We start from the raw sequence: 15866 nt of genomic DNA on the forward strand, positions 1-15866 counted from the left end.
AATGAATAAAAAGTTAAAATCCCAAAATCAATTATAATTTTTGTTCATTCATTAAAACCAAATTAATAAACATTTAAAATTAAGAAGATGAAAAAACGATCGAAAGGACCACCACCATCAGCACTATCACTAAAAGTAAAAAGGGAAAACCTTAACAATTTCAGCCCCAAATTGTTACCAATTGTAGCAACCAAAATTAAATAAACAATTATTAATAAATAAAAATGCATGGGTACATGTTTTAAAATATCATCCACAATTTTACAGATAAAACAAAAAAAGAGTTGGCAAAAGCCAACTCTTTAAAACTGCATATTTAGTATTGTTACGAAAACTTCAACCCTTTTTTCTTCTTTATTTTTTAATGAAATTGAATACGTCACTGTTGATTGTACTTCTAGCGTTTGCCTGAATGTCCTTTTAAAAAAAGGTGATGTTGAATATTCCAGAAAACGTAGAACATTAGTGGGAGCGACTGCAAATAACAAATGGTACATATTGCCATCATTAATTTCAAGGAAGATGTTCAGATTAAATGGTTAAAACCTCTCACTGACGAAGAGCTTGACTCAGCAAATAAATAATCTTAATATCCTATTGTTTTATCAGTTAAAGGACTGTTATAAAATAATTGGTCCAACTTTATTGAATCTGTCCTCATCAAAAATCATTTATTTCTTGTTTTATTTTTTTATTAATATCCTCTTTTGTGATGTATTTTTTGCTACCTGTAATTATTGCTGCGTCATATCCAATTTGTTTACTTTCAGCCTCCGAAAAAACTAGAAGTTGTTGCATTAAATGAGATGGAATGGACCCCATATTCAGGATACGTTTTATTTCATCAAAATAGGTTCTCTTGTCAGTCCTTTTCGAACCTGAATTTCCAGTTAGAAAATAGACTTTCTTACCCTTAAATGAAAACACGTTTCGTTGTTTTTCGAAGTAGAAGTCCAGATATCTAGATTCACAAATATTCAATGCGCCAGACAAATCTGTTCCAAACTCATTTAAACAATGTATTATATCTTTTGGTACATTTTCCATTGGTCTTTCCTGTCCGTGTAAAATAACAACAATAAAAACTGAACTGAGAGAAATTAAAATTCGATTCTTCATTATATTATCTATTTAAGTAATAACTATATGACCATGGCCGTACGCCATTGCTCCATAAGTACATTTGTGCATTAAGTAAAAATGGATGTAACCCTATATTAAATACTCCAGATAAATTTAGAGCATTAGAAGTATGAGTAACACAACTACTTAGTTCCAAACTATAGATCAATTTTCCTGAACTCTCTAGTTTATTTAGCCAATTAGAATATTTATCAATTGTGTTCATATTAACCTTAAGACTCTGAACCCATCGAGGGTGTTCACTAGAGTTTGCCGAATAGGACGCCCACTTATTTGTTCCCTTCATCCAATGCCATGATCCACCTGGATAATTGATTCTATCTGGCCCTACAGAGATTAGCGAATTAGGATCTTGATAACCCGAAGCACCTGTTGTTGTTCCTTCTTTTACTAACGCCGAATGTCCTGTTCCATCAGAATGTTCGGTAATTAAATCAACACTCTTCGGCTGAAGCCCAGTCAATGCGTCACTCACATTTGCTAACGCTCCTAACCCGTACCCAAAATTTTCTATTCCTGAATTCCCTTTTTTTCCCAAAAATCCAAATTCACCAGAGGTAAAATTATAACTTCCAAATCCGAAAGCAACGGAAATATCAGTTTTGCCACCCGTATAAGCATAAGTTCCCAAAGAATTTGTTAGAGAGCCTCCTACTATTGCCGCTGTATTCGCAAATGGAATACCTGAAGCTGCGATAGATCCACCGACCCAGCCACTTACACCACCAACAACAGCCCCGCCTAACATATATCCCCAAGTTTTCCCAGAACTATAATCCCATTTAAAAGGGTTTAACTGCCCATCGTTTGCTAACGTCCCCCCCGTATAGGCCCCAATAATTGCACCAATAATAATTGGCACAAACAAAATTTCCCCATTTGGATCTACATAAACAAGAGGATTATTTAACGCATAGCTGTACCGATTGAAGTTCTGGCTGAAATCAGACATCTGCACATACGGATCAGGGCTTAAAAAACGTCCAACTGCTGGATCGTAGAGTCTGGCGTTCATATTCACAAGGCCAAACCATGGCAGATATTCGTGTCCTGTGTACCCTCTTCCCAGAAACAATGCAGGTTCAGTACCAGGGGAATAGGCAACCTGCGTTGCCGGATTTCTAAGTCGTCCCCAGGCGTCATAGCTCAACTCCTGTTTCAAAGAACCATCTGCATTCGCGATATGCGTGATGCTACCAAGATAGTCTCTACAAATATAATATATTTTCCAATTACCACCTTCTTTTACATAGACAGCAGGAGCGGTATATGCATTACCACCGACATATAGCTTTTCAAGGTTAGAATTGGCGTCCATTTCGTACTGGCCACCGATATAATAGCGTGTCAGTATCGCTACCGTCCCGTCCAAGACGTGCATCTTTACCCTCTCTCCAGATGAATTATAAACAAAGGATGCGTTGCTCCCATTCTCTGCGATGCTAGTTGGGCGATGAAACGAGGTATAGGAAACAATCTGATTCCGTAATGGGACAGCGGTACCTTCCGGGGTCAGCATGGTCATCTGATAAGGCTTCTCAGTGTTGCCGTAGCTAATTGTGCCAATACCCTGGATTCGTGTAATATTACCGTTTGGAGCATAAGTGATCACTTTACCAGCAGCACTCGTCAACCGATTTAGATTATCGTAAGCGAATGCCTCCGTTTTAATATATTTGTTATCTGTACGACTCAAAAGGTTACCTTTCTGTACATCAAAGCTGTAGGTAAAATTTTGAACAGTTCCACTTGTTATACCAGTAGGTATTCCGTATGTATTATACATATAGGTTCTACTCATATTTCCCGTTGTAGCTGTAGTCTGTTGCCCGAAAGCATTTTCAGCAGTTATTTTCCAAATTGATGTTGTTCCATTTAGTTTTACCTCTGTCTTATATCCGTTGGTATAGGTATAATTTTCAGTTACTATTGTGCCTCCCTGGGATACGTATTGTATGGAGGAAATATTCCCACCACCATAAGTATATGTTTTTTGTAACCATTTAGTGTCCGGTACATTTTCTCGTTCTGTCAGTATCCTATCATATGTGTCATATGTATAAATTTTTGAAGTACCGTTTGTAGAGGTTTCACTTACCAATAATCCGTCCGGGCTATAAACATACGAGGTGGTAAACTCATTCAAGCGTTGCAGGCTCGTAATACGCCCATATTTATCAAAAACCGATGTATTAGTTCCTTTGGGATTGGTATTTGTCTGGGTCAATACACCTGACAAGCTATAGGAATAAGTGGTTGTTTGTTGTCCAGCGCTCGGATCAATCAACTTTGTCTGTCTTCCAAAGGGATCATACTCGAAAGATGTTACCACGCCCCCAGGAGCAGTAATGGATGAGTTCTGACCATCCGGTCTGGGAGTATAAAGGACTGTTCCTCCGGGATCTGAAATACTTACCAGAATTCCCATGCGATCCGTAGTTCTTATCGTGGAAATTCCATTTTGAGTTACCGTAGTACTAAGACCAGAGTAACTCCATGAGGATTTTTTACCGGAGGCTTCGGTTATATTGGTTGGACGGTCATAACTGTCATAAGTATATGTATTCCACAATGTGGCTGTAGCACCCTTGAAGGGCAGCGATGTTCTATTAACACGGCCGTACATATCGTATTCCGTAACCACGAACTGCCATTGCCCATCGAATCGTTGGTTACCTATACGCAATTCACGCCCCAGAGCATCGCTGTGAATTACGGTACTCGGTTTTCCAGTAGTCATTTTAGTGTTGGTTAGGATGCCCGAACCGCCCCAAGCCAGATTTAAAACTTCATTTGTCCCATCTGGATACTGTTTGGAAATAGATTTGCCCCAAACATCGAAATTATTGATAGTCGTTCGATTCTTATAATCCTTAATATTCCTAGGGTTTCCATAAGGATCGTAATTGGAATACGTTGTTATCTGCCCCATAGCATTTGACAGAGTAGCGATGAATCTCCCTGTAGGATCATAAGTATAAGTATTCCCTAAGAATTCAGAGACATTGTAGGGTGCATATTTTTCTGTCAGGGTATTGCCATAAGCATCGTATGTCCATCTGGTTTCTCCTGTTTTTTGGTCGCCCAAGGTACCCGTATAGGTAATTTGCGTTATTGGAAGCCGAGCCGTGTTGTAGGTAAACACTTTCTTATTGATCCATTGGGATGCACCACGAGTTTGGGTCACAGTTTTAGTCAATGGTTGCCCGATAAGATAAATACTGCCAGAGACTGAATTGTAATAAGTATAATCGTTAGTTTCGATAAGTGCATTACCCGCGGTATTATTATAACCAATAACTTCTTTTTCGATATTTCCGTAGGTATCGGTTATATATAAAAAAACTGTTGCTTGATTGGTTAGTTTGTTCGTTAGATTTCGGCTGTAGGGTCTTATTTTTACAATCTTGTTAGGCTCTAAATTTACCACCCAGGTATTGCCGGTACTACTTGTATGAGAATCGCTATTTTTCAGTATACCGAAATTGTATGGGTCATATCCCTCAGTACTCAAACGTCCTCTGATATTGTCTATTGCCGAGACCTTGCTAAACCCACAGAAACCTCTTCCTTGCTTATGAATAACAGCGTTCTCGTAACGATATTCTCTATTTTCATTACGCACACCATTTAAGTATTGTTCATCACTTACTACGACAGAGAGAGGTCCGTTGAAATTCTCGAATGGGTATACCGCGCCGCTACCCTTTGTATAATTATATTGAGCTTCATTAAGCATTAGGTAATAGTTTTTTCCTACAACCCCCAGACCACTGACTGCACCGGTTAACTGCTTCTCCTTCGTATCGTTACGTGGATATGAATACCGCGTAACTTTCCCATCCTTTAATGCGACGACCTGATGAAAATAATTTCGGTTATTAATATTCGTGGGAATAGGTATAGAACCATTATAATCGAAAGAGGCATAGCTATCAGAAGTATATGGCATCCCCGGCCTTGTAAGATATGTAAAAAAGCCCGACCCGCCCATTTTTTTCACTATATCTGTCAAACCATCGGTATTTACATCCTGAACAAAAATCTCATCTGAGCTGCTTATACTTGTAATTGGGAGGATAACCTTTTCAAATTGCCCATTGCCCATTGAATAATAGATTGCCCAATCTGCAATTGCGGATTGGGTGGTCAACAGAAAATCTGGTTTACCATCCCCATTAAATTCCCCAACCAGCAATTGCCTTCCACCAATAGTTTCTTTCTGCAATCCAGTATAATGGGAAACCTGTCTTAATGAATATGTTGAGCCGTTTATATCAAACGTATAGATAAAAGTCCCACTGCTATTGATAAGGCAGATATCTGTCTTTCCATCTCCATCGTAGTCCATGGCATAAAGGCGGTCAGAATTTTGCGCTGCGGCTTGAGGATCGCCCTGATTCGTACCAACGAATTGGCGATACATCTGAAAAGAGACATCATCATAAAGCTTGCTACCAGTCTCTAGATCGAAAAGATAGCAACGTCCCTGCACATTCCATCCGAAAGGATTGAGGTTTGAAACTGAAAAAACCTCTATCTTTCCATCGCCATTGAAGTCGCCAGTAAGGTGCATTTTGGGGTGTATACTTTTTCCACCATCTGCATCTGTCAGCACACTAGGTAAGTTGAAAACACGTGTATATTTAAGCGCGATCCCATTATAGAAATGGACGGAATATACCGTGAATTGTAGACGGTCGTCATTACCCGAAACAGTATTGTTCACCTTGATGACCTCTTCCTCATTTTTCCCATCGGTATTTGCTGTGAATATATCGGTGAAACCAGCTTCTGTCACCAAGTTCGGCATAGGTAAGGCGATGTTTTCGTTCAGCCCCGCATAGAGGAAGATCTTCTCTGTTCCATTGTATTGATTATCATAACGGTTTTGAGAGTGCTGAAACAAGCCCGAACTTCTGTAATGTTGCCAATATGGGTTCTTGTTGGGAAGGCTGATAAGTCCATCATTGTCCGTTCCATAATCGAACTTCCCCTTACTGACAATCAACTGTCCCGGTTGTGTGAAGTTATACCATTCTTGTAATTGTGTTTCTGCTTTTGTGTAAGAGTAGGCCGTATTACCTTCGCCATAATAGAACCGAAGCGGGTTCAGTGACTTTCCTGAAGCGATGCTCCCGATCTGAGTAAGCGTAGATACGTTCTGGATGGATTGGGTTTGATAAGTAAATTCGTAGGTTCGTAGAACCGTCGCTGTTGACGTTGACTTGCATTCTATCTTTTGAAGGAGACGATTGTCAGTAGCTTTGAGTCCACCGTCATAACTGACCACCGGATCGGGGCGGGATGTAAGGTAGTGGAAAGTGATCGATGATCCCGTATAAGCTATGGTGTCTATGTAATAACGGTTATTCGAAAAGGAATAGGTATAAGAGATACTGTTCCCCCTAAGATCTGTAATCGCTGTGATAGGATAGGTTAATTGATTGATGGTATTTGTCGTATTTCCAAACGTAGCTTTGTTTCCGTTGGGATATTTTACCTCAAAATATTTGATGATATTCCCATTCAGAAATGCCGTTACTTTTACTAGCCCCTGTTCAGTTTCATACTGTATTTGGGCTGTCGTTTCTGACAACTTGATCAAACGCGTTCCGTCCAGTACAAAAGCGTCACTCTTCGAAAGATTCACTCCTCCGGATTCGCCGTCATAATATTTACTGCGCGTTATACGTACTAGAGAAGAGAGCCCTCCTGTACTCCAGCCCATTCCCATCGTTCCATTGCCCCCCATGCTGTTATAAACCAGAGACAACTGAGGTTGGAACCCCTGTCTTCCCGGTGAAATTTCAATTGGTACGCTGTATAGCCGTGCACCCGAAGGTGCGGTTGAGGAAGTCATGGGTATCTGCCCGACATCCTTTGTCACGTCTACAGGGTAAGAATCAGGCACATGATTATTTACAAATGCAAGTGAAGTTGCCGCAGCTTTTTTGACAGGCTTTACCGACTGTACTTGTGCCTGTGGGACAGATGCGATGGATACCTCCGGATAAAGGGCTTTCTTAACAGAGTCTTCCCATTGGATAATCTGTTCTTCTGTCCATTTTTCTAAATTGGGAACTTTCTTTTTTACCGTGTCCAATTTATTTTCCTGTGCAAACAGTATGGTCGTGCAAGCAAATAGAAATAGGAATATCGATGATAATGCTTTCATAACGCAGGTATTAATCTATAATTTGACGAGTGTTCAAGCAAAAGCTTGCATCTTTAAAAAATATGGAGGATATAGTTGGCAGTACACCTAGCGCAATTTGTGAGGTATTTCGGGAAAGCATATTTCTGGAAAGCAACTTGCCTTCGCTATACAAAATCGAATAACCAGCTCTCCAAGAAGGGTATAATTCGTCTATGCTGATGGAGGGCTTGCACCCATTGTTATCCGTGTCGATGGGCAACTCTTTTCCGTCGAAAGAATCAGCATAAAGTTGAGTTGTACACTCTTCCAATCCTTCGGACGTGCTCCGTGCAGCAACAACGATGGTCCGGTTTGTCCGGTTTCCCGCGGCATCATAAGTATAGGACAGCTTCTGTTGACCACTGACTAAAAACACGATCATGGAAGAAGCTATGGTAGAGATGATCTTTTTCATAATTTCAATTTTGATTTTATGTTAAATCTGATAACCAGAGGAACTGAATATGCACACGCTGAGCAAGAGCTACCACCTTTGATTGGGAACACATTTAAATCAGGCCATTCTTTCCACTAATATGATTAACTTGCTTATTGAGTAAATTTAGCCATTGTTTCTCATGGGGAGGTGTCATAAAACAGAGAAAATTCTGTTATTTTTGATAAAAAACGATACAATAGGTGTGTTTTTTGACACCTATGTTAACTAGACTGATCCAGAGAGCGATTTGGTGCATAGTTACTGTAGGTTGAAGGAGATAACCCAAATGTTTCCTTGAATCGGGCGCTGAAACTTCTAAAATTATCATAGCCGATTAGTAAGCTTACCTCTGTAGGTGTTTTCTCTTTATTTTCGAGCAGAAGCCTGGCCTTTTCCATCCTTAATTCTATTATATAGTTGTAAGGAGTAATACCGAATTTAGCTTTAAACATCGTTATCAAGGTTTTTTCGATCATGTGAAACTCCCTCATCAAAACTCTATTGTTCAGTTCTGGATTGGTATAGTTTTTCTCGATATACTCCTTTATCAAAAGTGGGCGTTGGGTAAGCTTATCATCCAGCAATGTCTGATAATGGTACATGATCCTTTTTGCGTCCCGAAGCAATACAGCTTCGAGATCTTTATTCTTTCTTTCATAGCGATTAAAAAGTTTCTGAAGCCCCAGCTCCATCCCCTTGTTGATTTTACATGATGGCAGATGTCCATAAAGAATTTCACTTGTCATCATAGTTTCTATAAACCGCTCCAATCTCGGATAAAACTGAATATTTTTGGTGACCCATTCCGTTCTTGGAACAATGTAACATAGTCTATGCTTTCCCTTGGCGAGGGAGAAGGTGAACTTGCCCTCAAGATTATATGTTGCATAACATGTATTGCCGTTCACTTCCATTTTCATTTCCATATCGGGCAAATGGAAATCAATTTTTCCGTCAAGCATCATGAAAAGAAATAAACTAGTCTGCTCGATTAGGTAATCGACTACGATGTCAGAATGCAAGTCAATGTCCATTATCTCAATAAAGAAGAGAAAATGGCTATAAAACTGGTTGATTAAGGTACCCTCCTTGACGATGATGCGCTCTGCTTGGGCATATGGGATGCTGTTCTTGCACCATTTGGGGGTATTCCCAGTGATGTCCGTTACAGATGTCGGTAACCTGAATTCTAATTTAACCGGACGTTTCATTTAGTAAGCGTTAATAATGTGTCATCACTTTCAATATACTAAACTTAGAGGTGTTGTGCAATTTTTTCTATTTACTACCACTTACTTAAACGTAACGAAATTTCCTGAATAGAAACAGTTACCATAAATAGTTTAAGCGTAAAAGCATATGGATTCACTTCTACTACGTTGTTTCAAAAAAATATGTTTTTAATTGCATTTTTATATAAGCAGAATAAAACTGGAATGGCCGAGTACTATCCAATTTTCAGATCACACCTTTTCATTATTTACGATTCCTGGTGACTGTGACGCAAAAGTTTTCGAAGGCCTAGCCTATTCTGATGTAATCAAATTCCTCCCTGAATGGCTTAAAAATGCCGCAATAAAAAAAAATTACATTCCATGGCTTTCGTCATACATTCACCACGTTACAGCTGACGTCAGATACGGATATCTATCATTTGTGAGTATATACTTACAAGTCCTGCTATTGTCAATATTTTAAAAATGTTCATACTTATTTATTTGTATGACAAAGTTATGATTGGAGTGATAGTAGCTGGACTAGGAAAAGATGTAACAGAATCTTTGTCTAGAAGTTTACTTATGAATGAGTACCATTTCAAGACAAAAAATACCTTTATATACCTTTGTCATAGCGGTGGTGAAATTACGGGTAATTTTACATCAGCAGCCTTTGAAGATCTATCTAAATTCTTTGACATTTCATAGAGTAGGTATAAAAAATAATTGGAAAAGAGGTAATTCATGCAGTACAATATTTGGCAATTGAATTAAAAATTCTATTTCCTAACTCAAGGTATTAAAAAAATAGCACAAGATTTTAGGGGAAATATTCGATACATCTTAACAAATATTTCGTCATTTTGGTATTTATTTGTCCCTAAAATTTTTGATACAAATTTTAAGGTACAGTTGAGAAGGTGAATTATTGTATCGAGAAATGTTCACGCGGGAAATGAACTTTCAGAAACATATACCGGCTCTTAAAGAAGCCGGATTCTTACCTGAAAAATATGAAGTTGTGCATAACCAGGATTTTGTTATTTTAGAAATTATGGATCAATCCATTTATATAAAAAAATGCCATGCCGATTATGTACTGAAAAGATATAAGGTTCTACAGAAGGCACCCTTCAGAGGTTATATAAACTATTTTAAATCAATGAACAGTAGCTTTCATGACAGAGGCTGGATTAATTGTGAGGATAAGCTTTTTATGCTGGATGCTTACCTTCTAAAGCATAAAAAATTCAAAAGTAAAACTCGCATGCAAAAATAAATGTCGGTTAGAACGTAAAGTGTGGTCAATAAAAGACACATCTTTATGTTAAATTTCCGATACAGTTATAACCTGAATAAGCAGTGAAATTTCTAAGGGAAAAAATTCGATCCAGTATAATATTCAACCATTTCACACCGAATCGAATAAGATTATTTATTAACTAGTGACAATCATTTGATGAAACTGAATTATCAGCCATTTAATTTTATTATACCAAAGGAAAATTCGGAAAATCATCCTTTACTTCATTAATTAGCGTTGTAATGGTTATATTTTTCCCTCCGCCACCTAATGCAAGCTTTTCAATAACACCGAACCATTGGGCTTTTCTATTTGCGGAATTTACTATAATAGAAGTATCACCTCCGGATCTTTTCCAGATATCACTATCTTCCGGCCCCTGCGGGTATAAGATTGCTAATTCGCTGACCAATTGTTTCCTGGATTCAAGCGATGTTAGATCAAATACACTAACGCCCCTAGAGTACTGCGGTTTCATATCTTTGGAATCGGATGAAGTTATCCGATTGATCATTTCAAAACAGAATGCAGCTGCATTGGCAGCCGCTCTAGGCTGTGATCCTCCTTCGTCTGCATGTGCTTTATTTTCGATCAGGTCTGAAATTCCACGAACTTCTATAGCATGTGCATGATATGGTCTTGCCGCCAAAAGGAAACCGTTGCCTTCCATATCTACAGCAACAGCTTCACTACAGTATCGTTTCAAATAAGTGAAAGCTACTGATGCCGTAGATGAAACAACTTTTTCCCCCGCAGCAATAGGCTGAACGAACGCTTCAGGGACAATACTGTTATTCACTTTTATCAGCTCTTTCCAATTTCCTTCTCTTTGAACATGCTTTGCAATCTGTTCTAGCTTATATGAAGCCAGCATAGTATCCAGTCTCGGCTTGAATTCTGTGTCATCTTTCCCCATCTCAAAGCCAATAACCTTCGAACTGGCAACGACATCACCCAGTTTCACATCTTTTAGTCCACCGGCCACACCAACAAAAAACACATAGTCAGGTTTAAAAAATTCAATTGCCCTTCCTGTTTCATCAGCTGCTCTAACATTTCCAGCCCCTGTTTCAACAACAAGAACTTCATAATCACCATATGTCCCTTTATCATAGATAGAATTCGTACTTGGATGCTCTACCGCCTTCACATTCTCCAAAAATGCTTTAACCGCTTTGAATTCTAAGCTTAAAGCAGTCTGTATTAATATTTTACTCATTTTAAATTATCGCTTTTAGTATTTGTTTCAATTGTGTGTTTTTTGGGAAATCCTCTATCATGACATTCAGAAGGGATTTAAGCGAAATGTCTTTTCCTCCGCCCCCATTTCTTAATAATCTTATCGCTGTCCGCCAGTTTTCTTCCCTTGAATGATTCTGGTAAAGTTTGCTGGGATCTCCTCCAGCTCTCTGCCAAAGATCACTGTCTTCGGGTCCCTGTGGGTAAAGTTCAATACAAATTTGGCTAACTGCGGAATATAAATCATCTTTTGTAATCTTTTTACCAAATAAATCTCCATGCCAAAAAAGATCCCAAAATCCCAGAGTGATCAAACTTCTGCATTTTTCAAGTGCAATCCGATATGAACTGTTATTTTTTGCCTTCTCAAAAATCTGTTTTGCGCTTTCTCGATATCCTTTGGATTTAACCAGATTTCCCAGACGTTCAGACTGCATATCCTTTAAGGAGCCTGAATAATATTTAAGATAATCACTCAAAAACCTATCCTTAAGCTTGGGTATATATTCGTAAAATTCCAGTACTGTGTTTAAATCTCCTCTATATTTGCTTAGAAAACCGGTCATAAAACGGTCGGTTGCCATATGATCGGTCAGCTCGCTTTCCAGTTCAGATCCAGACAATCCGCTTGTTGAAATATCTTTCAATATTGAATATGAGGTTGCATTCAGAAAGAACTCTCTGAGTTTCGGGCTGATGTGCTTCCAGAACTGGGCACGATTTTCCAGCCCTGAAATATCCGCATATTGACTTTGTGCTATTTCGATTGTGATTACCTCAGATATATTTTCTCCTGCCGAAATTTGGTCCAACAAAAATTCTACCTTCTCCGATAAATCAATTATGCCATAAGTGAGATCATTTGTTTGTTCCAATGTAAGACTCCACAGATCTAGCCATGATTCATCGGTTACATCTAGACCATTCAGTAATGTTTTATCCTTTAAAACTCTCTTAACATATTCGTTAACAAAAAAGTCTTCTTTATATTCTAATATTAAAGAAAGGAGATCACTGTTTAAAACTTTAGCAATAATCAGTTCCGTTCCTTGAAGTTTTCCGGTTGCTAAATCTTTTTCAAAGTAATACTGTTTTAACAAGGCTTCTTCCGGAGGCAGGTAAGTTAAGAGCATATAGGCATGCAACATTGTCCATTGTCTCTCTTTAGAAGCCTCAACTATCGCATCTGCTGAAAATTGGGGAATTACCATTGGCAAATATTTGATCAGCACATTTTCATAATCAGATGTTGCAGGTATTTGTTTCCAGACATTTCTAAATGAATCATCTGATTTCAGAATTAATTTCCACAGATTTTTGATACTTGTAGCTGTTTGAGCCCTGATTCCATGGTTTAATGCTGCAATGACCTGTTGGTGCCACCAATTTTGTGAGGGATCATCATTAGCTACCTTGATTGCTTCGGCAATGATAGTATCATTAAAATTTACAGTTGCTTCAAATTCATTCTCTACGAAGAATTTCACTGCGCTACCGATCTTCCTTTCTCCAGAATCATAACTTTCCAATGGGAGATTTCTTAGTGACTTTAAATTAGTTTCTTCGCCTTTCTCAATTTTCCATGCAAGTGCTGAAGTAAGGTTTTCTTTTATTTCATATCCTTTATTATTGTCAGGTGAAATTTTTGCAACCTGCCGCAGCAATTGCTTTAGCGCGTCTTTGTCAAGCTCTGAGAAAACAGAATAACCTTCATATGCTTTCGCACTTAAATGCAATATATCCCAGGTATTTAGGTTAATATGCAGCTTAGATAAAAACTCTTCAAAGCGACTATCTTCATGAGGATTAAGAATGAATTTTTCAATAGTTGATTTTGCTTCTACCTGCTCTGAATCGTTATCCGAAATAAACTCAATATTCCTCAAAACATCGATAAGATCTTTTTGAAAGTGGATGAAGGTCTTTGTCATATCCACATTGGAAACCATGAAACCGGCAGTAAACGATAGTTTGCTCCTAAAAGACTTTGAAAGCCCGCGCCAGATAACAGCTATAGACCTAATAAAGTTCTCTGCCTCGCCACAAAAAATAATCGGCAATACTCCACTGCTAAGCATCTGTATACTTTTTACCATGTATTCAGGAAAGACTTGGGGATATACGGAAACCTTAAAAAAGGATTCTTCAAGTTGGAGCTGCTCTAATGACGTCCTATTTTCTGGCATTTCTTTACAGAAGAGACCAAACAGATTATCAAGATTGTTTATATACTGAATGTCCTCGATATTGAGAATCAAGGCATGCGTAAATACTATTCCGCCCCTTGTGGCATTTTCATCTGGAAAAGTGAGGGTAAATACATAATACCCATCGTATTTCATGCCCGAATAGTATGGTTTCATTTCGGTGCCTGCTGATAAGGAACCCGGACGATCAGTAAAAGCTGTCAGATGAGCTTTTAGGGAAATGTTCTCAATGGTCGAATATAAACATCCGTGCCCTTGATCCAGTTCTCCGTAAAACGCCTGATCTATCTTTATAATTCTGCTACTAGTCAATGAAATATGATATGGTTAATGTTAAATCTATTTCCTTTTTTCCTTCAGGTGTTATGATATAACCAAAACTCTCGGGGCCTTTTCTGACAAATTCAGGATCTGATTTCTTATTGGAAAGATCTTTACCTACAGAGGATAAACCAATGGTTTTAAAAGCATCATCGTTCCAGATTTCTCTTATAAAACTCAATAATCCAGGTAGTTTCTCCTCAAACACTTTTTCTGGAAGTTTTGCCTGATCCAAATCAGGGAGTTTATCCCAGCAGGATAAAGCGACGATCAATTTAGGAGCAGAGATTCTTTTCTTTGTTCCCACTTTTTTAACATACAGAAGAATCTGTAGCAATTCGATATAAAATGCAGTATTGGAAAAAACCATTTTGTCCTTCTTTTCTGTCCTTTTCTTCAATACTTCCTGCTCAGGCAATCCTCGGTTAACAACATCTTCCAAAACCTGCAATTCATCAACGCGAATGAAAAGCATCCATGAGCTGCTCCGATCAATCTGTTCTGCCCAAGTTTTATCTACTCTGCGGCTATTGACAATTGTTTTTATCTGTTCACCGCCATAATCGGGAAAACTGAATTCTGACTTCTGCCCAGAAGCAGATTCTATTTCAAGTTTCAATCTTTTATGGGAACTAACATTTGTATGTCCTGAAGACTTACCATCATTGAGATTATCCAGAACTTCTTGAAATATTGTAATATCATCAGGGAGGGAGGTTATCTTAAAGTGTTCTGTCTTAGCATTCAGCCTTCCAAATAACTGACCTCCAAAATGGGTCTTTCCTGCATTTGGACCTCCGATGATTAAAATCGTATTATTTTTTTTATCCATTATTTTCTCGTTTGGAAAGAAACAGATCTTCCTTAGAAAATCTCTTTGGTTCTGGCACAACATTGTTTTCTTCGGATAATCTCTCTAAAATCCAATAAATACTATTTACGATATTTATCTGGAGATCAGAACTATCTTCATTTCTTACGCTTGTCTTAAATTCGGTATAATTCACAACCTCTGAATTTTTTATGTGACCTGAAATCTGACTTTTTACATCTTGGTCTACTTCAATGTCAGACTTTGACCATATTAAGCTAAGCGGGCGATTTCCCAGCCCGTCTTTTATTCTGTCTGCAACCTGCTTAGTCTGCTGACGTGCTTTTCCTAATTGTGGACCAGCCAGCATTTCGCAATCGGCGAATAACAGAAAAGCATCTGCATTCTCATGTATCCATTGGGCTCCTCTGGCATTGCTGTCATTTTTATTGACTATCCAATGTCCAAACCACTCTCCGGGCGCATCGGTAAATATAAGTTCTTTCTTTTCTCCTTTTTTGTTTCGTAAGGAAATATGCAATAAACCTGGTATTCTACCTGCATTACTACTGGTATGTGGAGGAAACTGAACATCATTGTGGGTATTCCAGCTCAAATACCAGGCAATATCTTCCCAGCCCATCAACGTCAATGAACCCGCAAATTTATAATCACCAATACTATGACCATGTCTGAGCAGACAATATAATGTCGCCAGAAATGTTGATTTTCCGGCGCTCGCCACGCCTGCAACACCGATAAGTGTTATTGGCGCAGTAGAAGATAGAAAATCAAGATCTTGCAGACCAAGCGTATTTCCCGTCCAGGGAATACGTACGAAATAGTCCTCTTCTGGGTCATCAGCTTTGGTAGCAGTGTCTTCATTACTCTTATAATATTGACATTCAGTCAATATATAACATCCCTCACTGTTACATCCTGTTTCCTCAGGATGACAATTTTCCTGTGAGCAGTTTCCAGCCATGC

At 38.4% G+C, this 15866-nt stretch carries 9 protein-coding genes; 1 reads left to right on the forward strand and 8 read right to left on the reverse strand.

Annotated elements, in window-relative coordinates; genetic code table 11:
• Positions 1–660: 660 nt before the first annotated feature.
• The 4 genes from AC07UV_RS00065 to AC07UV_RS00080 all read right to left on the reverse strand — a co-directional run bounded on the left by AC07UV_RS00065 (position 661) and on the right by AC07UV_RS00080 (position 8992).
• Positions 661–1119 (reverse strand): DUF8192 domain-containing protein, encoded by a 459-nt coding sequence (locus AC07UV_RS00065; protein WP_495182230.1) that lies wholly within the window; start codon positions 1117–1119, stop codon positions 661–663.
• Positions 1120–1123: 4 nt separating this feature from the next.
• Entirely contained in the window at positions 1124–7321 is a 6198-nt protein-coding gene (locus tag AC07UV_RS00070; protein ID WP_495182231.1) for an RHS repeat-associated core domain-containing protein, read from the reverse strand.
• 10 nt (positions 7322–7331) lie between these two features.
• Positions 7332–7757, reverse strand: coding sequence for a hypothetical protein (locus AC07UV_RS00075; protein WP_495182232.1), 426 nt, complete (start codon positions 7755–7757; stop codon positions 7332–7334).
• Positions 7758–8002: 245 nt separating this feature from the next.
• Complete coding sequence (locus tag AC07UV_RS00080) at positions 8003–8992, reverse strand: helix-turn-helix domain-containing protein (RefSeq protein ID WP_495182233.1); 990 nt, start codon at positions 8990–8992, stop codon at positions 8003–8005.
• Between the two features lie 961 nt (positions 8993–9953).
• Between AC07UV_RS00080 and AC07UV_RS00085 the strand changes: the two genes are divergently transcribed.
• Positions 9954–10277 (forward strand): hypothetical protein, encoded by a 324-nt coding sequence (locus AC07UV_RS00085; RefSeq protein ID WP_495182234.1) that lies wholly within the window; start codon positions 9954–9956, stop codon positions 10275–10277.
• Between the two features lie 211 nt (positions 10278–10488).
• On the opposite strand, the gene AC07UV_RS00090 is transcribed toward AC07UV_RS00085, so the two are convergent.
• The 4 genes from AC07UV_RS00090 to AC07UV_RS00105 are packed head-to-tail and all read right to left on the reverse strand — an operon-like array spanning position 10489 to position 15864.
• Positions 10489–11520 (reverse strand): 5'-methylthioadenosine/S-adenosylhomocysteine nucleosidase family protein, encoded by a 1032-nt coding sequence (locus tag AC07UV_RS00090; RefSeq protein WP_495182235.1) that lies wholly within the window; start codon positions 11518–11520, stop codon positions 10489–10491.
• Position 11521: 1 nt separating this feature from the next.
• The gene (locus AC07UV_RS00095) at positions 11522–14059 is read right to left on the reverse strand and encodes a GAP1-N1 domain-containing protein (RefSeq protein WP_495182236.1); all 2538 of its coding nucleotides are present in this window, start codon (positions 14057–14059) and stop codon (positions 11522–11524) included.
• A complete protein-coding gene (locus tag AC07UV_RS00100) occupies positions 14052–14900 on the reverse strand; it encodes a TRAFAC clade GTPase domain-containing protein (protein ID WP_495182237.1) in 849 nt (282 codons plus the stop codon). The genes AC07UV_RS00095 and AC07UV_RS00100 overlap by 8 nt, the downstream gene beginning before the upstream one ends.
• A complete protein-coding gene (locus AC07UV_RS00105; RefSeq protein WP_495182238.1) occupies positions 14893–15864 on the reverse strand; it encodes a TRAFAC clade GTPase domain-containing protein in 972 nt (323 codons plus the stop codon). The genes AC07UV_RS00100 and AC07UV_RS00105 overlap by 8 nt, the downstream gene beginning before the upstream one ends.
• Between the last annotated feature and the right edge of the window lie 2 nt (positions 15865–15866).

Source organism: Sphingobacterium sp. GW821-FHT03E03, from assembly GCF_059420745.1.